Source organism: Azoarcus sp. DD4 (assembly GCF_006496635.1).
In the GTDB taxonomy this organism is placed as follows: domain Bacteria; phylum Pseudomonadota; class Gammaproteobacteria; order Burkholderiales; family Rhodocyclaceae; genus Azoarcus.
Genome location: NZ_CP022958.1, coordinates 1,348,172 through 1,369,553 on the forward strand (window position 1 = coordinate 1,348,172; position 21,382 = coordinate 1,369,553).

General features: G+C 65.7%; 19 protein-coding genes. 9 read left to right on the top strand and 10 right to left on the bottom strand.

What is annotated here, in order from left to right:
- Nucleotides 1–1,530, top strand: coding sequence for an amidophosphoribosyltransferase (gene purF, locus CJ010_RS06400; protein WP_141017262.1), 1,530 nt, complete (start codon nt 1–3; stop codon nt 1,528–1,530).
- Nucleotides 1,531–1,544: 14 nt separating this feature from the next.
- Complete coding sequence (locus CJ010_RS06405; RefSeq protein WP_141017263.1) at nt 1,545–2,714, top strand: O-succinylhomoserine sulfhydrylase; 1,170 nt, start codon at nt 1,545–1,547, stop codon at nt 2,712–2,714.
- 117 nt (nt 2,715–2,831) lie between these two features.
- Here the strand turns inward: CJ010_RS06405 and CJ010_RS06410 are convergent, their stop codons facing one another.
- From CJ010_RS06410 to CJ010_RS06430, 6 genes are read right to left on the bottom strand one after another with little or no spacing between them, the layout of a single operon-like run.
- Nucleotides 2,832–3,587, bottom strand: a complete 756-nt coding sequence (locus CJ010_RS06410) for a UDP-2,3-diacylglucosamine diphosphatase (RefSeq protein WP_141017264.1) — start codon at nt 3,585–3,587, stop codon at nt 2,832–2,834.
- Between the two features lie 46 nt (nt 3,588–3,633).
- Nucleotides 3,634–4,128: a peptidylprolyl isomerase gene (locus CJ010_RS06415; RefSeq protein WP_141017265.1), complete on the bottom strand. Its 495-nt coding sequence runs from the start codon at nt 4,126–4,128 to the stop codon at nt 3,634–3,636.
- 17 nt (nt 4,129–4,145) lie between these two features.
- Nucleotides 4,146–4,727 (bottom strand): peptidylprolyl isomerase, encoded by a 582-nt coding sequence (locus CJ010_RS06420; protein ID WP_141017266.1) that lies wholly within the window; start codon nt 4,725–4,727, stop codon nt 4,146–4,148.
- Nucleotides 4,728–4,764: 37 nt separating this feature from the next.
- Nucleotides 4,765–5,766 (bottom strand): L,D-transpeptidase family protein, encoded by a 1,002-nt coding sequence (locus CJ010_RS06425; protein ID WP_240794517.1) that lies wholly within the window; start codon nt 5,764–5,766, stop codon nt 4,765–4,767.
- A 2-nt stretch (nt 5,767–5,768) separates the two neighbouring features.
- Nucleotides 5,769–5,957 carry a hypothetical protein gene (locus CJ010_RS25375; RefSeq protein WP_240794518.1) on the bottom strand — a complete coding sequence of 63 codons (189 nt, stop codon included), beginning with the start codon at nt 5,955–5,957 and terminating at the stop codon, nt 5,769–5,771.
- A gap of 2 nt (nt 5,958–5,959) precedes the next feature.
- Complete coding sequence (locus CJ010_RS06430) at nt 5,960–7,072, bottom strand: tetratricopeptide repeat protein (RefSeq protein ID WP_141017267.1); 1,113 nt, start codon at nt 7,070–7,072, stop codon at nt 5,960–5,962.
- A gap of 222 nt (nt 7,073–7,294) precedes the next feature.
- Here CJ010_RS06430 and cysS point away from each other — a divergent pair, with 222 nt between their 5' ends.
- Complete coding sequence (gene cysS / locus CJ010_RS06435) at nt 7,295–8,677, top strand: cysteine--tRNA ligase (protein ID WP_141017268.1); 1,383 nt, start codon at nt 7,295–7,297, stop codon at nt 8,675–8,677.
- Between the two features lie 105 nt (nt 8,678–8,782).
- Here the strand turns inward: cysS and CJ010_RS06440 are convergent, their stop codons facing one another.
- From CJ010_RS06440 to grpE, 4 genes are all read right to left on the bottom strand, one after another.
- A complete protein-coding gene (locus CJ010_RS06440; protein WP_141017269.1) occupies nt 8,783–9,952 on the bottom strand; it encodes an ABC transporter substrate-binding protein in 1,170 nt (389 codons plus the stop codon).
- 227 nt (nt 9,953–10,179) lie between these two features.
- Entirely contained in the window at nt 10,180–11,301 is a 1,122-nt protein-coding gene (dnaJ, locus tag CJ010_RS06445) for a molecular chaperone DnaJ (protein ID WP_141017270.1), read from the bottom strand.
- Between the two features lie 97 nt (nt 11,302–11,398).
- A complete protein-coding gene (gene dnaK, locus CJ010_RS06450) occupies nt 11,399–13,327 on the bottom strand; it encodes a molecular chaperone DnaK (RefSeq protein WP_141017271.1) in 1,929 nt (642 codons plus the stop codon).
- A gap of 133 nt (nt 13,328–13,460) precedes the next feature.
- Nucleotides 13,461–14,027: a nucleotide exchange factor GrpE gene (gene grpE / locus CJ010_RS06455; protein WP_141017272.1), complete on the bottom strand. Its 567-nt coding sequence runs from the start codon at nt 14,025–14,027 to the stop codon at nt 13,461–13,463.
- Between the two features lie 180 nt (nt 14,028–14,207).
- Here grpE and CJ010_RS06460 point away from each other — a divergent pair, with 180 nt between their 5' ends.
- The 6 genes from CJ010_RS06460 (at nt 14,208) to CJ010_RS06485 (ending at nt 21,382) form a co-directional block, all read left to right on the top strand.
- Nucleotides 14,208–14,438: an oxidoreductase-like domain-containing protein gene (locus tag CJ010_RS06460; RefSeq protein WP_141017273.1), complete on the top strand. Its 231-nt coding sequence runs from the start codon at nt 14,208–14,210 to the stop codon at nt 14,436–14,438.
- A 102-nt stretch (nt 14,439–14,540) separates the two neighbouring features.
- Nucleotides 14,541–17,183, top strand: coding sequence for a DNA gyrase subunit A (gyrA, locus tag CJ010_RS06465; RefSeq protein WP_141017274.1), 2,643 nt, complete (start codon nt 14,541–14,543; stop codon nt 17,181–17,183).
- Nucleotides 17,180–18,277 (top strand): 3-phosphoserine/phosphohydroxythreonine transaminase, encoded by a 1,098-nt coding sequence (gene serC / locus CJ010_RS06470; protein ID WP_141017275.1) that lies wholly within the window; start codon nt 17,180–17,182, stop codon nt 18,275–18,277. The genes gyrA and serC overlap by 4 nt, the downstream gene beginning before the upstream one ends.
- Nucleotides 18,278–18,292: 15 nt before the next feature.
- Nucleotides 18,293–19,357, top strand: a complete 1,065-nt coding sequence (gene pheA, locus CJ010_RS06475; RefSeq protein ID WP_141017276.1) for a prephenate dehydratase — start codon at nt 18,293–18,295, stop codon at nt 19,355–19,357.
- 18 nt (nt 19,358–19,375) lie between these two features.
- Nucleotides 19,376–20,473 carry a histidinol-phosphate transaminase gene (gene hisC, locus CJ010_RS06480; RefSeq protein ID WP_141017277.1) on the top strand — a complete coding sequence of 366 codons (1,098 nt, stop codon included), beginning with the start codon at nt 19,376–19,378 and terminating at the stop codon, nt 20,471–20,473.
- Nucleotides 20,474–20,491: 18 nt separating this feature from the next.
- The gene (locus CJ010_RS06485; RefSeq protein ID WP_141017278.1) at nt 20,492–21,382 is read left to right on the top strand and encodes a prephenate dehydrogenase/arogenate dehydrogenase family protein; all 891 of its coding nucleotides are present in this window, start codon (nt 20,492–20,494) and stop codon (nt 21,380–21,382) included.

Sequence of the window (21,382 nt, forward strand, 5' to 3'; positions counted from 1 at the left end):
ATGTGCGGAATTCTTGGGGTCGTCGCGACTTCCCCGGTTAATCAGTTGCTCTACGACGGGCTGCAGGTCCTTCAGCATCGCGGACAGGATGCGGCAGGCATCGCCACCGCGGAGGGCGGACGTTTTCACATGCACAAGGGGTCCGGCCTGGTGCGTGACGTGTTCCGGACCCGCAACATGCGCAACCTCGAAGGCAACTGGGGTATCGCCCATGTGCGCTACCCGACGGCCGGGTCGGCCTACAACGCAGCCGAAGCCCAGCCTTTCTACGTCAATTCGCCGTTTGGTCTGCTGTTGGCCCACAACGGCAACCTGACCAATTCCGATGAGCTCAAGCGCGAGATGTTTCTCGCCGACCTGCGCCACATCAACACCAATTCCGACTCGGAAGTGCTGCTGAACGTGCTGGCGCACGAACTGCAGGCGGCCTGCAATGGCCTCAAGCTCGATGAAGAGGCGGTGTTCCGCGCGGTGGCCGGGGTGCATCGCCGCTGTCGTGGCGCCTACGCCGCGGTGGTGATGATTGCTGGCTATGGCCTGCTCGCTTTCCGCGACCCGTACGGCATCCGTCCGCTTGTGATAGGCCGCAACGACGTGGCCGAGGGGACCGAATGGCTGGTTGCGTCCGAATCGGTCGCGCTCGACGTGCTTGGCTTCACCCTGCTGCGTGACGTGGCTCCGGGCGAAGCGGTGCTGATCGATACCCAGGGCAACTTCCGCAGCCGGCAGTGCGCCGAGAAGACGGTGGAGGCGCCCTGCATGTTCGAGTTCGTCTACCTGGCACGGCCCGACTCCATCATCGACGGCATCTCGGTCTACGAGTCGCGCGTCAAGATGGGCGAATTCCTCGCCGAGAAGCTCAAGCGCACGCTGCCTCACGTGAATATCGACGTGGTCATTCCGATTCCCGACTCCAGCCGGCCGTCGGCGATGGAAATGGCGCACCGGCTCGGCCTGCCGTATCGCGAAGGCTTCGTGAAGAACCGCTACATTGGCCGGACCTTCATCATGCCGGGGCAGGCCAAGCGGCGTAAGTCGGTGCGGCAGAAGCTAAATACCATCCACCAGGAGTTCAAGGGCAAGAACGTGCTGCTGGTCGACGATTCCATCGTGCGCGGCACGACCAGCCGAGAGATCATCAACATGGCGCGCGAAGCGGGCGCCAACAAGGTCTACATGGCCTCCGCGGCGCCCCCGGTGCGTTATGCGAACGTGTACGGCATCGACATGCCGACGCGCGCCGAACTGATCGCGTCGGACCGCAGCGAAGACGAGATCTGTCGGGAGATCGGCGCCGACGGACTGATCTACCAGGATCTCGACGATCTCAAGGCGTCGGTGCGGGCGCTGAATCCGTCGATCAACTTTTTCGAGACGTCCTGTTTCGACGGTAGCTACATCACCGGGGACATTACGGTCGAGTACCTGAACGGTGTCGAGAACCAGCGTTGCGAGGAGAAACCATCCAGCCGCGACGACGGCGAGGAAGGGCAGCTCGACCTGAACCTCATCACCCATCCCGACCAGTGAGCGCCGGCTGCGATATGGACGATCTGAGTTTCGACACGCTGGCGGTGCGGGCCGGCATCGACCGCAGCCAGTTCAACGAACACAGCGAGGCGATGTATCTGACCTCGAGCTTCGTGTTCGAGAGCGCGGCCCAGGCTGCAGCGCGGTTTTCGGGCGAGGAAGAGGGTAACGTCTACGCCCGCTTTTCCAACCCGACTGTCACCGCCATGCAGACGCGGCTGGCTGCCCTGGAAGGGGCGGAGGCCTGCGTCGCGACGTCGTCGGGCATGTCGGCGATTCTGTCGCTGGTGATGGCAACATTGCAGGCAGGCGATCACATCGTGGCATCGCGCGGGCTGTTCGGGGCCACGCAGCAGTTGCTCGGCGGCATCATGAGCAAATTCGGCATCGAAACCAGCTTCGTGCCGGCGACTGACCTCAATGCCTACCGCGAGGCGGTGCGTCCGCGCACCAAACTGTTCTTCATCGAAACGCCGTCGAATCCCCTGACCGAAGTGGTCGATATTGCGGCGGTGGCAGCGATTGCGCATGAGGCGGGCGCACTGCTGGCGGTCGACAACTGTTTCTGCACGCCGGCGCTGCAGCGTCCGCTGGCCCTGGGGGCCGACGTGGTGGTGCATTCGGCCACCAAGTACCTCGATGGTCAGGGACGCGTGCTGGGTGGAGCCGTGGCTGGTGCGCGGGTGGTGACCGACGAAGTCTACAAGTTCCTGCGGACGGCCGGGCCCAGCCTGTCGCCGTTCAATGCCTGGGTGATCCTCAAGGGGTTGGAGACCCTGCGCATCCGCATGGAGGCACAGTCGGCGAGCGCGCTGGCGCTGGCCACCTGGCTGGAGCAGCAGCCCGGCATCGCGCGGGTGTATTACCCCGGCCTGGCGTCTCATCCACAGCACGAACTGGCGATGCGCCAGCAGAAGACCGGTGGTGCCATCCTTGCGTTCGACGTCGAGGGCGGGCGGGATGCAGCGTGGAAGGTGGTTGATTCGACGCGAATGATCTCCATCACTGCCAATCTTGGTGATACGAAGACGACCATCACCCACCCGGCGACGACGACCCACGGCCGTGTGTCGCCGGAGGCACGTGCGGCTGCCGGCATCGGCGACGGTCTGCTGCGGGTGGCGGTCGGTCTGGAGGCGCTCGAGGATCTGAAGGCGGATCTGGCAAGGGGCCTGACGCGCTGAAGCCGCCCTGCGTGTCATTGTTGAAGTGATGGAAGCGCCGGTCGAATGACTGGCGCTTTTTTGCTTCATGGCACGGCGCAGACGCTGGGAGGCGCTCCAGGCCGAACGGCGATTGCGTTATTGCGGGTTGCTGACGAAAGCGCTGCCGTCGCAGGACAGCCAGCGTGCCTCGCCGTGCCAGTCGGCCAGCACCCAACGCACGCAGCGGTGCCCATCGACCTCGTGCTCGTGTCGGGCGGGGCGGTGGGTGTGGCCGTGGATCAGTATCGGATAGCCGTGTTCGCGCAGCAACGCAGCGACCGCGTCGGCATTCACATCCATGATCGTCATCGCCTTGTCGCGCTTCGCGGCCTCGCTCTGCTGGCGCAGACTCTCGATGAAGGCCTTGCGGGCGGCGAGCGGCTGGGCGAGAAAGCCCGCCTGCCAGGCCGCGTCGCGCACCTGGCGACGGTAGGCCTGGTAGGCGACGTCGTCGGTGCACAGCGCATCGCCATGGCTCAACAGGACGACGGGGGCGTCGTCGGCCGTACCGAGGCGAATCCGGGCGGGGTCGGAAAGCAATTGCAGTCCGGCCGCTGCCGCGAAGCCCGCACCGGCGAGCAGATCGCGATTGCCGGTGATGAAGAAGATTGCGGTGCCGGTGCTGGCGAGCGCGCGCAGCGCGTTGGAGATGCGACGGTTGAAACTGTCGTCGATATCGTCGTCGCCGGCCCAGTATTCGAAGAGGTCGCCGAGGATGAAGAGGCTGCCGGCCTCGCGCGCCGGGCCCCGCAGGAAGTCGAGAAAGGCAGTGACGGTAGCGGGTTGATCTTCGGCCAGGTGCAGGTCGGAGATAAACAATGCCGGAAGGGCCACGCGGACGGCTTCCGGCATCGGGGAGCCGTTCCCGCCGGCGGCGGGAACGGATGCGGACACGCGATCAGACAACTTCGGCGCGCTCGATGATCACGTCTTCCTTGGGCACGTCCTGGTGGAAACCGCTGGAGCCGGTCTTGACCTTGCGGATCGCGTCGACCACGTCCATCCCGGCGGAGACGCGGCCGAACACGCAATAGCCCCAACCCTGCATGTCGGGCGAGCGGTAGTTGAGGAAGTCGTTGTCGGCGATGTTGATGAAGAACTGGGCTGACGCCGAATGCGGAGCCTGGGTGCGGGCCATGGCGATGGTGCCGCGCTCGTTCTTGAGGCCGTTGTCGGCTTCGTTCTTGATCGGATCGCGCGTCGGCTTCTGCTTCATGCCGGGTTCGAAACCGCCGCCCTGGATCATGAAACCGTCGATGACGCGGTGGAACACGGTGTTGTCGTAGTGGCCGGCGGTGACGTAGGCGAGGAAGTTCTCGACCGTGACGGGCGCCTTCTCGGCATCGAGTTCGATGGTGATGATGCCGTGATTGGTGTGCAGGTTGACTGCCATGGTGTGCTCCTGTGTGCTTATCGGGCTGCGGGACCGGCCGGCGGCGTGTCGAGAACGCGTGCCGACTGGATGACGACCGGCTCGGCCGGGACATTCTGATGGAAACCGATGGTGCGCGTCGGCACGCGGGCGATCTTGTCTACGACGTCGAGACCACGCACGACCTTGCCGAACACGGCGTAGCCCCAACCGTCACGCGAAGGGTAGTCGAGGAAGTCGTTCGGAGCCACGTTGATGAAGAATTGTGCGGTGGCCGAGTGGGGGGCGCCGGTCCGCGCCATCGCCAGGGTGCCGGGTTCGTTGCGCAGGCCGTTCCTGGCTTCGTTCTCGATCGGCGCGCGGGTGGGCTTCTCCTTCATCGCTGCGTCCATGCCGCCGCCCTGGATCATGAAGCCGTTGATGACGCGATGGAAGACGGTGCCATCGTAGTGTTTGTCGCCGACATACTGCAGGAAGTTGGCGACCGTCTTGGGCGCTTTGTCGGCATACAGTTCGACGACGATGTCGCCTTGGCTGGTGCTGATCTGGACCTGCGGGTTCGCTGCAAGCGCGAGGCCGAACCAGGCCGACAGGGCGAAAAAGGCGAGAATGCGCTTCATGGAGTCTCCGGTTGTGTTGAAGCAGGGAGGCGGGCCGTCAGGCCGCGCTTTCGTAGGCGATTTTCCAGCGGCCACCTTCGCGGACCCAGTACTGGCGCTTGCGCTGCGTGTCGGCCAGGCCTTGGCCGCGAAGGGTTTGCTCGAAAGTCACGACGACCAGTTCGTCCTTGCCCGGATTGCGGAACATGCTGAGCTTGTCGATCGCCACCTTGAGCGCGCGCTGCCCCTTGGCAATGCGCCGTGCCTGGCTCGCCCAGGCGTCGCGGTCGAGGCGGTCGCTCCGGAAATCCTTCGCATAATGGGACAGGTGGCGTTCGACATCCAGGCTTTCCCAGTCTTGCCGCCATGCCTCGATGGCGTCGTTGAGGTTGCGGCGATTGCGCTGCCAGTCGTCGACGCTGAGCCATTCGATCTCGTTGCTGATGATGACCGGCGTCAGTCCGGGCTGGACGTAGTTCGACAGGCTGCTGAAATCCTGGTTGGCGAGTACCACGCAACCCTCCGACGCTTTCGGTGGGCGGGCGTAGGTGTCGCTGGGGGTGCCATGCAGCCAGATCCCATGGCCGGTGCGGCCGAGACGTTTGTCCCAGTCGTTCGGATAGTTGATCGGAAACGCCCCGCTGCCGTAGAAGTCAGGTAGACGCTTGGGATCGATGAACGAGGTGACGTGATAGACGCCCAGCGGCGTGCGGTTGTCGCCCTCACGCCATTTCTCTACGCCGGCCTTACCGTGGCTGGCGTAGTAGTCGGTAACGAAGCGGGGGCGCCCGTTGTCGTTGCGATAGACATAAAGACGCGCTCGCTCGGCGTCGACCACGACCGCGTACTGCTGTTCCGGCCCCATCTGCATCAGGTAGCGGGGAACGAATTCGGTCGCCGGGCGCTCGCGATAGGCTCGTAAACGCGCAACCGCTTCTTCGCGCAGGGCCTCGACCTGTTGTCCCGGGCCCTCGACGTTGCCGAAGGTGGTCAACGGGCGGGTGCGTGCCAGCAGCAGGTCGCCCTTGACCAGGTGGGCGAGGCGAAAGTTCGGGTACACCTTCAGCAGCGCTTCGGTTCTATCGAGTGCGGCGTCGAGACGATTGGCTTCGATTTCGCGGAAGACCCCTGCAGCGCGGTGTCGGGGCCGGTGTGCGTGGCCGCCCCCGTCTGTGCAGGCGCCTGGCCGGCGAGCAGGGCCAGCATTGAGCCGAGGAGCAGGGCAGGCAGCAGGGTGTGCAATGCAGGCATGCTCAGCCCCCGGCCTGTTCGCGGCGTATCCGCCAGTCGTCGCCGCGACGCACCAGTTCCAGCGTCTTCGTGGTCGAGGCCTTGAAGCCGCTGGAACGGTAGCGCTGCTGGAAGCGCACTGTGGCGCGGTCGCCATTCAGGGTCACGCGGGGAGCCTCCACTTCGACGGAAATGCTGCCGGGCTTTCCGACCCGCTGCTGGCGTTCGCGTTCCCAGGCGTCGCGGCTACGGCCGTCGGGTACCTCGAATTCCTTGTCATAGGCTGCAAGGTAGGCCTTGATGTCCTTACGTGACCAGGCCTGCGCCCAGGATTCGACGGCGCGCAGTACGCCGCTCTCGAGTCGTGCCGCATCGGCAGTTGGGGCTACCGCCGCCGGCGTCTTGCGCTCGGCGGCGACGAGGGGGGCGGCTTCGCGGACTGGCGTTGTCGAGGGGGCGACCGGCGGGATGGCGGCGGCAGGGGCAGGCGGCTTGGGTGTGGCGGTCGGCGGGGGCGCCGGCGGCGGCGCGAGCACGGCGACCGCGGCCGGTGCCACAGGCGCTGGCGGGGGCGGCGGGAGCGCCGTTGCTGTCGCGGCTTGCGCCGGCTTTGCCGAGCCGCCAGCCGTCATTTCGGTAATCAGGGCAAGACGGGCCGGCGGCTCGGTGCTACGGCTGGTGTCGGGTTGCAGTGCCTTCTCGTAGGCCTGGCTTGCGAGCCGTGCATAGACGTCGCCCAGATTCTGATGGGCCACCGCGTAGCTCGGATGGGTGCGAATGGCTGATTCGAGCGCGCTGCGCGCCTTGTCATACTGCTTCTGGCGGGCGTAGAGCACGGCCAGGTTGTTGTAGGGCTCGGGTTGAGCGGGGAAGTCCTGGGTGAGCTTGACGAAGACCGCGATCGCTTCGTCCTGGCGGCCCAGTTCGGCAAGCGCCACACCTTTGAGCAGCCTGGCTTCCGCTTCGCGGGGCTGGCGGTCGATCATGCGGTTGGCGAGAGACAGCGCTTCGGCGGCCTTGCCCTGATGCAGCAGGCCCCGGATCTCGCGAGGACCTTCGGCCGCGAACACGGGGGTGGCGCTGACGGACAGCATCAGCGCCAGCGCGCCCAAGGCGGCGGAGGGGCGGATCTTCATGTGCTATACTGCTTTGGTTTTTCAGGGGATGTACAGGCGGGCCAGCGCCCGATTCTACCAACACCCCTGTACTCCCACAATCCGACGTCCTAGCGCCCCCGTGGCCAGAGTCGGCAAGGCGGGGCCAGCCGGCACCCGCTTTTTTTACGCGATGCGCAGACCGCGATCGCGACTTGATCGGCGCGGCGCGCGGTGCGCCGCCGAGTTTTTCGGTAATACGGCATGCTATCGATCCACAACACGCTGACCCGAAGCAAGGAAGCCTTCCAGCCCATCGAGCCCGGCAAGGTCCGGATGTATGTTTGTGGCATGACAGTGTACGACTACTGCCATCTCGGCCATGCCCGGGTCATGGTGGTGTTCGACATGGTGTCACGCTGGCTGCGTGCGAGCGGGCTCGACGTCACCTATGTGCGCAACATCACCGACATCGACGACAAGATCATCCGGCGGGCACAGGAGAGCGGCGAGTCCATCCGCGCGCTGACCGACCGCTTCATCGATGCGATGCACGAGGATGCCGATGCGCTCGGTGTGCTGCGGCCGGACCACGAGCCGCGCGCGACCGACTACGTTGCCAGCATGCAGAGCCTGATCGAACGCCTGCAGGAAAGGGGCCTGGCTTATGTCGCCGCCAATCGCGACGTCTGCTACGCGGTGCGCAAGTTCTCAGGTTACGGCAAGCTTTCGGGCAAGTCGCTGGACGAGCTGCGTGCCGGTGAGCGCGTCGAGGTCGCGGGCGAGAAGAACGATCCGCTCGATTTCGTCCTCTGGAAGCAGGCCAAGGCCGAGGAACCCGACGAAGCCAAGTGGGCGTCGCCCTGGGGCAATGGTCGTCCCGGCTGGCACATCGAGTGCTCTGCCATGAGTTCCGACCTGCTGGGCGAGCATTTCGATATCCACGGTGGCGGTCAGGATCTGCAGTTCCCCCATCACGAGAACGAGATCGCGCAGTCCGAAGGTGCGCACGGCCATACCTTCGTGAACTACTGGATGCACAACGGTTTCGTGCGGGTCGACGACGAGAAGATGTCCAAGTCGCTGGGCAATTTCTTCACCATCCGCGATGTGCTCAAGACCTACGATGCCGAGGTGGTGCGCTTCTTCATCCTTCGTGCGCATTACCGCAGTCCGCTGAACTACTCCGACGCGCACCTGGACGACGCCCGGCAGGCGCTCACTCGTCTTTATACCGCGCTCAAGCATGTGCCGGCCGCGGCCGCGACGGTCGATTGGTCGGAAGCGCATGCGGTGCGCTTCAAGGCGGCGATGGACGACGACTTCAATACCGCCGAGGCACTCGCGGTGTTGTTCGAGCTTGCCAACGAGGTGAACCGCCAGGCAAGGCCGGCGCTGGCAGCCCAGCTGAAGGCGCTGGGCGGCGTGCTCGGCCTGCTCGGGCGCGATCCGGTTGCCTTCCTGCAGGGAAGCACGCCGGCGGCATCCGGTCTGGCCGCGGACGAGATCGAGGCGCGCATCGCAGACCGCGCTGCGGCTAAGAAGGCCAGGAACTATGCCGAGGCCGACCGCATCCGCGCCGAGCTGCTCGAAGCCGGCATCGTGCTGGAGGATGGTCCCGGCGGAACGAGTTGGCGCCGCGCCTGAGCGCAACCCGGTCGAACCGGCAGGGCAGGAAACGAGCCCGCGATCACCGCCTGAAGCAGGGCGGAGAACGCGGGCTCTGTCTTTGCAGCAGGTGCGTCGGCGTGCTCAGCGGTTGAAGTTGCCGCGACTGATGACGGCCAGGTCGACGTAATCCATGCCGACGTGGCGGCGCGGCGAGAACGCCAGGCGCAGGCCGCCGGCGTCCCAATCGCTCATGGTCTCCAGCGCGTTGACGAGCTTCTCGCGGGTCAGGTCGCGGCCGCTGCGGCGCAGTGCCTCGGTAAAGCTGCGGGCGGCGAGATAGCCTTCCAGCGAGGCGTAGGCGTAAGGCAGGCCGGCCTTTTCCGCGGCCTGGCGGTAGTCGCGCACGAAGGGGTAATCGACGCGAAAGGGCGAGGGCATCACCTGCGCGATGACCAGTCCGTGCGCCTTGTCGCCAAGATCGCGGATCAGCTGGGTGCTGCTGATGACCGACAGGCCGTACAGCATGGGTTGGATGCCGGCCTGCTGGATGGCCTTCAGGAGTGCGCTTGAGCTGTTGCCGGCGGTGACCATGATGACGGCCGCGGGGTTGGCGGCGGCGAGCTTCTGCACGGTCTCGGCGGCGTCGTTGCCGCCGGACGCAATCGGTGCCACCACGGCCGGCTTGAGTCCGCGTTTGGCGAGTGCGCCGGTGGCGGCTTCCAGCCCGGCAAGGCCGAAGGGGTCGGCATGGTGGACGACGCCGATCGCCTGGATGCCGAGCTTGGTGAGGTGGTCGACGACCTTTTCGATTTCCTGCCGGTAGGACGCGCGAACGTGGAAGACGTATGGGTTCAGCGGCTCACGCAGCGCTTCGGCGCCGGTGTAAGGGGCGTAGAAGGGCACCTTGGCTGCGGTGGCGATGGGTGCAGCCTTGAGGCTGGGGCCGGTGCCGAAGCAGGCGAAGAGGGCGAAGACCTGCTGTTGTTCGATCAGCCGCTGGACGTTCTCGGCCGCCTTGTTGGGGTCGTAGGCATCGTCGAGCGTAATCAGGCGGATGCGGCGGCCGTTCACGCCACCCCGCTCGTTGATCTGGGTGAAATAAAGATTGGCGCCGGCCAGGTATTCCTTGTTGAGCTCGGCGAGCGGTCCGCTCTGGGCGCCGGATTGGCCGAGGGTGATGGTTTCGGCGTCCACGCCCTGCTGGGCGAGGGCCGCAGCGTTTGGCAAGGCCAGCGCCGCGGCGGCAAGGAGTGATGCGAAACGGCGGGCGAGGCGGTGTACCGCAGGACGCGGCAGGCGCAGCAATGTCATAGGGTCTCCGTTATCGATGCATCGACGAGGAGCCGCTGTTCTTGTTTTCGTGTTTACCGCCCTGCCGTGTCGGTGGGGCGGTGCTGTCCGGGGGTATCTCTGCGGAATATTCTCGCCGGCAGCCGAAAGACTCCTCTGGGGCGGAGTATAGCCAACTCCGGCGGGTTCGCCCGCCCGCCGGACACTACGCTGGCATCTTGTCGCCCTGCTTGCCGAGGGCGATGCGCTCAGGTGCCGAAGAAGTCGCGCACCTTGTCCATCCAGGACTTGGCCTTGGGATTGTGGCGGTCGGCGTCGTCCTTCGACACTTCCTCGAACTCGCGCAGCAGTTCCTTCTGGCGTTCGGTCAGATTCACCGGTGTTTCCACCACCACATGGCACATCAGGTCACCGTGGCTGTGCGAGCGCACGTTCTTGATGCCCTTGCCACGCAGGCGGAAGACCTTGCCGCTTTGCGTTTCGGCCGGGATCTTGATGCGCGCCATGCCTTCCAGCGTGGGGATCTCGATCTCGCCGCCAAGTGCCGCGGTGGCGAAGCTGATCGGCATCTCGCAGTGCAGGTCGTCGTGGTCGCGCTGGAACACCGCGTGCTGGCGGATGTGGATCTCGACGTAGAGATCACCCGGCGGGCCGCCATTGACGCCCGGTTCGCCATGGCCGGCGTGGCGCAGGCGCATGCCTTCGTCGATGCCGGCGGGGATCTTCACTTCCAGCGTCTTCTGCTTCTTCACCCGGCCGGCGCCGCCGCAGTCGTTGCAGGGATCGGGGATGATGCGACCGGTGCCGTGGCACTTCGGGCAGGTCTGCTGGATGGAGAAGAAGCCCTGCTGGATGCGAACCTGACCGGCGCCGCCGCAGGTGGGGCAGGTCTTGGGCTGGGTGCCGGGCTTGGCGCCGCTGCCGTGGCAGGTGCCGCATTCCTCGACGGTGGGGATACGGATGGTCTTCTCGGCGCCGCGCGCGGCTTCTTCCAGCGAGATTTCCAGGTTGTAGCGGAGGTCGGCACCGCGATAGACGTTGGAACGCCCGCCGCCGCCACGGCTGCCGCCGAAGAGATCGCCGAAGATGTCGCCGAAGGCATCGGCGAAACCGTCGAAGCCCTGGCCACCGCCGCCCACGGACTGGTCGACGCCGGCATGGCCGTAGCGGTCGTAGGCGGCCTTCTTCTGTGCGTCGGAGAGGATCTCGTAGGCCTCCTTGGCCTCCTTGAACTTCTCTTCGGCGTCCTTGTTGTCCGGGTTGCGGTCCGGGTGGAACTTCATGGCCAGCTTGCGATAGGCCTTCTTGATCTCGTCGTCGCCGGCGTCGCGATTGACGCCGAGGACTTCGTAGTAATCCCTTTTGGACATTGTGTTTCGCTCAGGCTATGTCATGCAAAGGCCGAGCCGGCACCGGAGGAGGCTCCGGTGGGGGCTCGGCCACAAGGTTTGCCGTCCGGCGAGGCGCTTACTTCTTGTCCTTCACTTCGGTGAACTCGGCATCGACCACGTCGGCATCGTCGGCCTTGCTGCCGCTGCCCGCCGCGCCGCCGGCCGCCTGGGCGCCGCCCTCGGCCTGCTGCTGGGCGTACATCGCTTCGCCCAGCTTCTGGCTGGCCAGCGCCAGCGCCTGGCTCTTGGCTTCGATGCTGTCCTTGTCGCCGCTCTTGATCGCTTCTTCGGCGTCCTTCATCGCAGCTTCGATCTTGGCCTTGTCGTCGTCGCCGATCTTGTCGCCATGTTCGGCCAGGGCCTTCTTGGTCGAGTGGATCAGCGCGTCGCACTGGTTGCGGGCGTCGACCAGCTCGTGCGCCTTCTTGTCTTCCTCGGCGTGAGCGGCGGCGTCGCGCACCATGCGTTCGACTTCTTCATCCGACAGGCCGGAGTTGGCCTGGATCTTGATCTTGTTTTCCTTGCCGGTGGCCTTGTCCTTGGCCGACACATGCAGGATGCCGTTGGCGTCGATGTCGAAGGTGACCTCGATCTGCGGCATGCCGCGCGGCGCCGGCGGAATGTCGGACAGGTTGAACTGGCCCAGGCTCTTGTTGCCCGCGGCCATTTCGCGCTCGCCCTGCAGCACGTGGATGGTCACCGCGGACTGGTTGTCGTCGGCGGTGGAGAACACCTGCGAGGCCTTGGTCGGGATGGTGGTGTTCTTCTGGATCAGCTTGGTCATCACGCCGCCCAGGGTTTCGATGCCGAGCGACAGCGGGGTGACGTCGAGCAGCAGCACGTCCTTGACTTCGCCCTGCAGCACGCCGCCCTGGATGGAAGCACCGACGGCCACGGCTTCGTCCGGGTTCACGTCCTTGCGCGGCTCCTTGCCGAAGAACTCCTTCACTTTCTCCTGAACCTTGGGCATGCGGGTCTGGCCGCCGACCAGGATCACATCGTCGATGTCGGAGACCTTGACGCCGGCATCCTTCAGCGCGACGCGGCAGGGCTCGATCGAGCGCTCGATCAGGTCTTCCACCAGCGCCTCGAACTTGGCGCGGGTGATCTTGACAGCGAGGTGCTTCGGGCCGGTGGCGTCGGCCGTGATGTAGGGCAGGTTGACTTCGGTCTGCTGGCCGGAGGACAGCTCGATCTTGGCCTTTTCGGCGGCTTCCTTCAGGCGCTGCAGCGCGAGCACGTCGTTCTTGAGGTCGACGCCCTGTTCCTTTTTGAACTCGGTGACGATGTAGTCGATGATGCGCTGGTCGAAGTCCTCGCCGCCGAGGAAAGTGTCGCCATTGGTGGCCAGCACTTCGAACTGGTGCTCGCCGTCGATGTCGGCGATCTCGATGATGGAGATGTCGAAGGTGCCGCCGCCGAGGTCATACACCGCGATCTTGGAGTCGCCCGGCTTCTTGTCCATGCCGAAGGCGAGCGCGGCCGCGGTCGGCTCGTTGATGATGCGCTTCACTTCGAGGCCGGCGATGCGGCCGGCGTCCTTGGTGGCCTGGCGCTGGCTGTCGTTGAAGTAGGCCGGTACGGTGATGACGGCTTCGGTGACTTCTTCGCCGAGGTAGTCTTCGGCGGTCTTCTTCATCTTGCGCAGCACTTCGGCGGAAACCTGCGGCGGCGCGATCTTCTTGCCGCGCACTTCCACCCAGGCGTCGCCGTTGTCGGCCTTGCAGATGGTGTAGGGCATCAGGTCGATGTCCTTCTGCACTTCCTTCTCTTCGAAGCGGCGGCCGATCAGGCGCTTGACCGCAAACAGCGTGTTCTTGGCGTTGGTGACGGCCTGGCGCTTGGCCGGCGCGCCGGTCAGGATTTCGCCGTCTTCGGCGTAGGCGACCACCGACGGGGTGGTGCGCGCGCCTTCCGAGTTTTCGATGACCTTGGGCTTGCCGCCTTCCATCACGGAAACGCAGCTGTTGGTGGTGCCGAGGTCGATGCCGATGATCTTGCCCATGGTGATGATGTCCTTGAGGTTCTGAATTCGTTGATGGCTGACGGTCTGTCAGCGCGGCCTGTATCGAATATGGGGTGGCCGGGCGGGCTTTCAAGCCTCGCCGTGGCGGCACCCACGCATTGTTCGCGCTGCCTTACTGGGCCTTGGCTTTGGAGACGACGACCAGGGCCGGGCGCACCACGCGCTCGTGCAGGAGATAGCCCTTCTGCAGCACGTTGATGACCGTGTTGGGCTCGCCGTCGGCCTCGACTGCGCTGATCGCCTGGTGCTTGTTCGGGTCGAACTTCTGGCCGAGCGGGCTTTCCTCGGCGAGGCCGGCGCCCTCGAAGGCGGAAACAAGTTGCTTGAGCGTGAGCTCCACGCCTTCGCGCAGCTTTTCGACGGTCTGGTTTTCGACTGCGAGCGCGGCTTCCAGGCTGTCCTTCACCGGCACCATCGCGCTGGCGAATTTCTCGGCGGCGAACTTGGAAGCTTTGGCGATGTCGTCCTGGGCGCGGCGGCGGATGTTCTCGCCTTCGGCCTTGGCGCGCAGCCAGGCGTCGTAGTGTTCGGCGGCTTTGAGTTCGGCCTGGCGCAGGGTTTCTTCGAGGCTGGGCATGACGTCAGGGGCGACGTCCGCGGCCGCCGCGGCTGTGTCTGCACGCTCGGGCTGCTGCTCGAGTTCGGGGGTGAGGTTAGGGTTCTGGCTCGGATCCGGCATCTGGGGGCTCCCTGTGTTCTCATTGACGGGCGGGTATCTTGGGGCGGGAGGGGCGATTTCAAGAGGGTTTCTCCGAAAAAATGTCCGCGGCGCGGACAGCCTGTCGGAGAGTGGGGCGCCTGTGCAGGGTGCGGCGATGTCGCCGATAATCGCCGCCTTCTCAATCGGGTCTGTCCTGTCATGAAGCCAGCTGCCGAACCGTTCGACGCGCCGGTGCGCAACCTCGCCGAGGCCGAGGCGATGATCGTCGCGGTGCGCGTCCGGCTCGACGCCGCCGGTCTGAGCCTGCGTGAGCCACCGCCGGTGCCGACGACCTGCTGCGGGCGAGGCTGCAACGGCTGCGTCTGGGAGGGCTATTACGCCGCGTTGCGCTACTGGCGGGAGGATGCGGTGGCGCTGCTGGTTCGATAGGCGACGTTCCGGGGTGGATTCCAGGCCCGGATGGGGCGGCAACAGGGTGCGCATGGTAAGATCGCACGCTTTTGGTTTACGCGGGTTTTACCGCCTTCGAGCATGACTCAGTTCGCAAAAGAAACACTGCCGATCAGCCTCGAGGAGGAAATGCGCCACTCCTACCTGGATTACGCCATGAGCGTGATCGTGGGGCGGGCGCTACCCGATGCGCGCGACGGCCTCAAGCCGGTGCACCGGCGCGTGCTCTTCGCCATGCACGAGTTGTCCAACGACTGGAACCGTGCCTACAAGAAGTCGGCGCGTATCGTCGGCGACGTCATCGGTAAGTACCACCCGCACGGCGATTCGGCGGTGTACGACACCATCGTGCGCATGGCGCAGGATTTCTCGCTGCGCTACATGCTGGTCGACGGTCAGGGCAACTTCGGTTCGGTCGACGGCGACAACGCCGCGGCGATGCGTTACACCGAAATCCGCATGGCCCGCATCGGCCACGAACTGCTTGCCGACATCGACAAGGAAACGGTGGATTTCGGGCCGAACTACGATGGCTCCGAAAAAGAACCGCTGATCCTGCCGGCGCGCATTCCCAACCTGCTGATCAACGGTTCGTCCGGCATCGCGGTCGGCATGGCGACCAACATCCCGCCGCACAACCTGGGTGAAGTGGTCGACGCCTGTCTCAAGTTGCTGGCCGAGCCGGACACCGACATCGAGGCGCTGATCGACATCGTCAAGGCGCCGGACTTCCCGACCGCTGCCCTGATCTACGGCCTGCACGGCGTGCACGAGGGCTATCGCACCGGCCGCGGCCGGGTGGTGATGCGCGCGCGCACCCACATCGAACCGATCGGCAAGAACAGCGACCGCGAAGCCATCATCGTCGACGAACTGCCCTACCAGGTGAACAAGCGCACTTTGCTGGAGCGCATCGCCGAGCTGGTGAACGAGAAGAAGGTCGAAGGCATCAGCGAGATCCGCGACGAGTCGGACAAGTCCGGCATGCGCGTGGTGATCGAGCTCAAGCGCAACGAAATGCCCGAGGTGGTGCTCAACAACCTGTACAAGCACACCCAGCTGCAGGACACCTTCGGCATGAACATGGTGGCGCTGGTCGACGGCAAGCCGCGCCTGCTGAACCTCAAGCAGATGCTGGTGTGCTTCCTCGAGCACCGCCGCGAGGTCGTCACCCGCCGCACCATCTTCGAACTGAGGAAGGCGCGCGACCGCGGCCACATCCTGGAAGGCCTGGCGGTGGCGCTCTCGAACGTGGACGAGATCATCGCCCTGATCAAGGCGGCGCCGACCCCGGCCGACGCCAAGCGCGGGCTGATGGAGCGCACCTGGCGTTCGCCGCTGGTGGAAGAGATGCTGTCGCGCGCGCTCGCCGACAGCTACCGGCCGGAAGGGCTGGACCCCGAGTTCGGCTTCTCCGCCCAGGGCTACAAACTGTCCGACGCCCAGGCTCAGGCCATCCTCGAACTGCGCCTGCAGCGCTTGACGGGCCTCGAGCAGGACAAGATCGTCGGCGAATACCGCGAGGTGATGGATCTCATCACCGACCTGCTCGACATCCTGGCGCGCCCCGAGCGGATCACCGCGATCATCGTCGAGGAGCTTTCCGCGATCCGCAATCAGTTCGGCGACCCGCGCCGTTCCGAGATCGTGCTAAGCACCGCCGAGATCAACATCGAGGACCTGATCACGCCGGAAGACATGGTCGTCACCCTGTCGCACACCGGCTACTTCAAGCGCCAGCCGCTGGCCGACTACCGCGCCCAGCGTCGCGGTGGCCGCGGCAAGCAGGCGACCTCGATGAAGGACGAGGACTTCATCGACCACCTCTTCGTCGCCAACACCCACGACACCGTGCTCTGCTTCTCCAGCCGCGGCCGCGCCTACTGGCTGAAGGTCTACGAGGTGCCGGAAGGCACGCGCAACTCGCGCGGCAAGCCGATCGTGAACCTCTTCCCGCTGATCGAGGGCGAGAAGATCACCGCGGTGCTGCCGGTGCAGGCCTTCGACGACGACCATTTCGTGTTCATGGCGACTTCGGAAGGCACGGTCAAGAAGACCGCGCTCACGGCGTTCTCGAACCCGCGCAAGGCCGGCATCATCGCGGTGGATCTCGACGATGGCGACCACCTGATCGGCGTCGCCATCACCGATGGCGAGTGCGACGTGATGCTGTTCTCCGACGCAGGCAAGGCGGTGCGCTTCGCCGAGAGCGACGTGCGTCCGATGGGTCGTGGCGCGCGCGGCGTGCGCGGCATGATGCTGGAGGACGGTCAGCGCGTGATCGCCATGCTGGTCGCCAAGGGCGAAACCCAGTCGGTGCTGACCGCCACCGAGAACGGCTACGGCAAGCGCACCCCGGTGGCGGAATACACCCGCCATGGCCGCGGCACCAAGGGCATGATCGCGATCCAGACCTCGGACCGCAACGGCAAGCTGGTCGGCGCGGTGCTGGTCGATCCGACCGATGAGGTGATGCTGATCTCCACCGGCGCGGTGCTGATCCGCACCAAGGTGCAGGACATCCGCGAACTCGGCCGTGCCACCCAGGGCGTGACCCTGATCAACCTCGACGAAGGCACCTACCTGGCCGGGATCGAGAAGGTGGCCGAATCCGAGGCCGACGAGGTCGAGAGCGAAGGTGTAGTCGAGGGCGATGGCGTGGAGTCCGGCGATGCGGGCGATACGCCGGCAGAAGGCAATGGTGAAGAGGGAAGCGAAGCATGAGTCGCGTGTGGAATTTCAGCGCCGGTCCGGCCGCACTGCCTGAAGAGGTGCTGCGCCAGGCCGCCGAGGAGATGCTCGACTGGCATGGCGTCGGCATCGGCGTGATGGAGATGAGCCATCGCAGCAAGGAGTTCGTCTCCATCGTCGAGCAGGCCGAGGCCGACCTGCGCGAACTGATGGCGGTGCCGGCCAACTACCGCATCCTCTTCATGCAGGGCGGCGGGCTCGGCGAAAACGCGATCGTCCCGCTCAACCTGATGGGCGAGCACAAGGTCGCCGACTACGTGGTGACCGGCTCCTGGTCGGCCAAGTCGCAGAAGGAAGCGCGCAAGTACGGCACGGTGAACATCGCCGCCACTTCGGAGGCGAGCGGCTACACCACGGTGCCGTCGATGGCGCAGTGGAAGCTGTCGGCCGATCCGGCCTATGTGTTCGCCTGTACCAACGAGACCATCGGCGGCGTGGAGTACCCCTTCGAGCCGGATCTGACGCAGATCGGCCGCGGCGAGGTGCCGATGGTGGCCGACGTGTCCTCGCACATCCTGTCGCGGCCGTTCGACGTGTCGAAGTACGGGCTGTTGTTCGGCGGCGCGCAGAAGAACATCGGCCCGGCCGGGCTCACCATCGTGATCGTGCGCGAGGATCTGCTCGGCAAGGCCTCGCCGCATTGCCCCTCGGCCTTCGATTACAAGACGGTGGCCGAGCACGGTTCGATGTACAACACCCCACCGACCTACGCGATCTACATCGCCGGCCTGGTGTTCCAGTGGCTCAAGCGTCAGGGCGGCGTCCCCGCGATCGAGGCGCAGAACATCGCCAAGGCGAACCTGCTCTACGGCTATCTCGACGGCAGCGGTTTCTACGAGAACCGTGTCGACCGCGCCTGCCGCTCGCGCATGAACGTGCCTTTCTTCCTGAAGGACGAGTCGCTCAACGACGCCTTTCTCGCCGGAGCGAGGGAAGCCGGGCTGGTGCAGCTGAAGGGCCACAAGACGGTGGGCGGGATGCGTGCCTCCATCTACAACGCAATGCCGCTGCAGGGTGTGCAGGCGCTGGTCGATTACCTGCGCGACTTTGCCGCCCGCCACGGCTGATCTGGAGCGGTGACCATGAGTGACGAACTGCTGAAGCTGCGCAACCAGATCGACCGCCTCGACGAGGAGATCCTCGCCCGCCTGTCCGAACGCGCCCGCTGTGCGCAGCGGGTGGGCGAGATCAAGCACGGCAACGTGTACCGCCCCGAGCGTGAGGCGCAGGTGCTGCGCAGGCTGGCCGACCTCAATGGCGGGCCGCTGCCTTCGACCGCGGTGCAGACGATCTTCCGCGAGATCATGTCGGCTTGTCTCGGTCTGGAGAGTCCGCTTAAGGTGGCCTATCTGGGGCCGGCCGGTACTTTTTCCGAGAGCGCCAGCCGCAAGCACTTCGGTTCGGCGCCGAACTTCCTGCCGACGGCCTCGATCGACGAGGTTTTTCGCGCGGTCGAGGCCGGCAATGCCGACTACGGCGTGGTACCGGTGGAGAACTCGACCGAGGGGGCGATCGGCGGCACGCTGGACCTGCTGCTGGCCAACCCGCTGAAGGTGTGCGGCGAAGTCAAGCTGCGCATCCACCAGAACCTGCTGTCGCGCGCCGAAGGTATCGGCGGGGCGAAGCGGCTTTATTCGCATGCGCAGTCGCTGGCGCAATGCCACGAATGGCTCAACCGCAACCTGGCGCATCTGCCGCGGGTGCCCGTCGCGAGCAATGCCGAGGCGGCCCGGCTGGCGTCGGAGGATCCCGAATCCTGTGCCATCGCCGGCGAAGCGGCGGCCGAACTCTACGGGCTCAACAAGCTCGCCACCAATATCGAAGACGATCCCAACAACACTACGCGCTTCCTCGTCATTGCCCGTCACGATGCCGGTCCGTCCGGTAATGACAAGACCTCGCTGGTGTGTTCGGCGCAGAATCGTCCGGGGGCGATGCATGCGCTGCTGGAGCCGCTGGCGCGCCATGGCGTGGATATGAGCAAGCTCGAGTCGCGCCCGGCGCGCGGTGGTTTGTGGGAATACGTGTTCTACGTCGATATCCAGGGGCATCAGGACGATGCCCCGGTCGCGGCTGCGCTGGCGGAACTCAATGCGCGCGCCGCCTTCGTCAAGGTGCTGGGGTCCTACCCCGTCGCCGCGATCTGAACCTGCAGGAGAAACACCATGAGCGTTGCCAGTCGGGCGCCGGCCTACATCCGTTCCATTTCGCCCTACCAGCCGGGCAAGCCGATTTCCGAGCTGGCCCGCGAAATGGGGCTTCCGGAAGCGAGCATCGTCAAGCTCGCCTCCAATGAGAACCCGCTGGGCATGGGGCCGCGCGCGCGCGACGCCGCCCAGGCCGCGCTGAGCGAGGCCTTTCGCTATCCCGACGGCGGCGCCTTCGCGCTCAAGGCGGCACTGGCGCGCAAGTTCGGCGTGAAGGCGGACCAGCTCGTCATCGGCAACGGGTCCAACGACGTGCTCGAGATCGCCGCGCAGACCTTCCTTTCGCCCGGCACCTCGGCGGTGTTCTCGCGTTACTCCTTCGCGGTTTATCCGCTGGCGACGAACGCCCGTGGCGCGCGCTGCATCGAGGTCCCCGCCAAAGGCTTCGGTCACGACCTCGACGCGATGGCGGCGGCGATCGAAGCCGACACCCGCATCGTCTTCATTGCCAATCCCAACAACCCGACCGGCACCTTCCTTTCCGGCGCCGAGCTCGAGGCCTTCCTCGCCAAGGTGCCGGAAGACGTGCTGGTGGTGCTGGACGAGGCCTACACCGAGTTCCTGCGGCCGGAGCAGCGTTACGATTCCATCGCCTGGCTCGCCCGCTTCCCCAATCTGCTGGTGTCGCGCACCTTGTGCAAGGCCTACGGGCTGGCCGGTCTGCGGGTGGGTTACGCGATCGCGCATCCGGACGTCGCCGACCTGATGAACCGCGTCCGCCAACCCTTCAACGTGTCCAGCGTGGCGCTCGCCGCGGCCGAAGCGGCGTTGACCGACGACGAGTTCGTCGCCCGCAGCGCCGATGTCAATCGGCGCGGCATGGCCCAGCTGACGGCGGCCTTTGCCGAACTCGGCCTGGAGTGGATTCCGTCTTCCGGCAACTTCGTCACCGTGAAGGTCGGCGATGCCGTGGCCGTGAACCGGAGCCTGCTCGAGCAAGGTGTGATCGTCCGGCCGATCGCAGGCTACGGCATGCCCGAATGGCTGCGGGTGTCGGTCGGTCTGCCCGAAGAGAACGCCCGCTTCATCGAGGCGCTGCGCCAGGCGCTGGCCTGACGCATACCGGGGTACGGCATGGCCTTGATCGGCAAACTGGTGGTCTGCGGCGTCGGCCTGATCGGCGGTTCGTTCGCGCTCGCCTTGCGGCGGCGCGGCGCGGTCGGTCACATCGTCGGCGTTGGCCGCAAGCCGGCATCGCTCGAACGGGCGCTCGAACTCGGCGTCATCGACGAGATCGCCACCGACTGGGCGACGGCGCTCGATGGCGCCGATCTGGTGCTGCTGGCGACCCCTGTCGGTCAGCTCGACGCCATCATGAGCGCGATGGCGCCGCATCTTGGGCCGAACACCGTCGTGACCGACGCCGGCAGCACCAAGCGCGACGTGATCGAGGCCATCTACCGCCGGCTGGACGCCCAACTGCCGCGGGCGGTGCCTGCGCATCCGATCGCCGGTGCCGAGAAGAGCGGGGTGGATGCCGCGTTCGCCGACCTTTTCGTCGGTCGCAAGGTCGTGGTCACGCCGCTGCCGGAAAACGACCCCGCCGCTGTCGAGCGCGTACGCGCGGCGTGGGCGGCCTGCGGAGCAACGGTAGTGGATATGGCGCCGCAGGAGCATGATCGCGTGTTCGCCGCGGTCAGCCACTTGCCCCATCTGCTTGCCTTCGGCCTGGTGCACGATCTGGCTGGTCGTGCGAACGCCGAGCTGCTGTTTTCGCACGCTGCCAGCGGATTCCGCGACTTTACCCGGATTGCCGGCAGTCACCCTGAAATGTGGCGCGACATCTGCGTCGCCAACCGGCAGGCGCTGCTTGCCGAGCTTGACCAGTACCTCGCCGAGCTTGCCTATCTGCGCGCGCTTCTCATGGCCGGCGACGGGGCGAGACTCGAGCAGCTGTTCGACGAGGCGCAGCGCGCCCGTAATGCCTGGGCGGCACAGTTTTCGCCCACTTCTACTGCAGAATGA

Excerpts from the sequence above, each read along its gene's own strand:
- CJ010_RS06415 (WP_141017265.1), bottom strand. The coding sequence starts at position 4,128 with ATGGCAGTCAACCTGCACACCAATCACGGCATCATCACCATCGAACTC.
- CJ010_RS25375 (WP_240794518.1), bottom strand. The coding sequence starts at position 5,957 with ATGCCTGCATTGCACACCCTGCTGCCTGCCCTGCTCCTCGGCTCAATG.
- dnaK (WP_141017271.1), bottom strand. The coding sequence starts at position 13,327 with ATGGGCAAGATCATCGGCATCGACCTCGGCACCACCAACAGCTGCGTT.
- CJ010_RS06460 (WP_141017273.1), top strand. The coding sequence starts at position 14,208 with ATGAAGCCAGCTGCCGAACCGTTCGACGCGCCGGTGCGCAACCTCGCC.
- CJ010_RS06430 (WP_141017267.1), bottom strand. The coding sequence starts at position 7,072 with ATGAAGATCCGCCCCTCCGCCGCCTTGGGCGCGCTGGCGCTGATGCTG.
- dnaJ (WP_141017270.1), bottom strand. The coding sequence starts at position 11,301 with ATGTCCAAAAGGGATTACTACGAAGTCCTCGGCGTCAATCGCGACGCC.
- CJ010_RS06410 (WP_141017264.1), bottom strand. The coding sequence starts at position 3,587 with ATGCCGGAAGCCGTCCGCGTGGCCCTTCCGGCATTGTTTATCTCCGAC.
- CJ010_RS06485 (WP_141017278.1), top strand. The coding sequence starts at position 20,492 with ATGGCCTTGATCGGCAAACTGGTGGTCTGCGGCGTCGGCCTGATCGGC.
- CJ010_RS06420 (WP_141017266.1), bottom strand. The coding sequence starts at position 4,727 with ATGAAGCGCATTCTCGCCTTTTTCGCCCTGTCGGCCTGGTTCGGCCTC.
- purF (WP_141017262.1), top strand. The coding sequence starts at position 1 with ATGTGCGGAATTCTTGGGGTCGTCGCGACTTCCCCGGTTAATCAGTTG.
- grpE (WP_141017272.1), bottom strand. The coding sequence starts at position 14,027 with ATGCCGGATCCGAGCCAGAACCCTAACCTCACCCCCGAACTCGAGCAG.
- CJ010_RS06440 (WP_141017269.1), bottom strand. The coding sequence starts at position 9,952 with ATGACATTGCTGCGCCTGCCGCGTCCTGCGGTACACCGCCTCGCCCGC.
- gyrA (WP_141017274.1), top strand. The coding sequence starts at position 14,541 with ATGACTCAGTTCGCAAAAGAAACACTGCCGATCAGCCTCGAGGAGGAA.
- serC (WP_141017275.1), top strand. The coding sequence starts at position 17,180 with ATGAGTCGCGTGTGGAATTTCAGCGCCGGTCCGGCCGCACTGCCTGAA.
- cysS (WP_141017268.1), top strand. The coding sequence starts at position 7,295 with ATGCTATCGATCCACAACACGCTGACCCGAAGCAAGGAAGCCTTCCAG.
- pheA (WP_141017276.1), top strand. The coding sequence starts at position 18,293 with ATGAGTGACGAACTGCTGAAGCTGCGCAACCAGATCGACCGCCTCGAC.
- hisC (WP_141017277.1), top strand. The coding sequence starts at position 19,376 with ATGAGCGTTGCCAGTCGGGCGCCGGCCTACATCCGTTCCATTTCGCCC.
- CJ010_RS06405 (WP_141017263.1), top strand. The coding sequence starts at position 1,545 with ATGGACGATCTGAGTTTCGACACGCTGGCGGTGCGGGCCGGCATCGAC.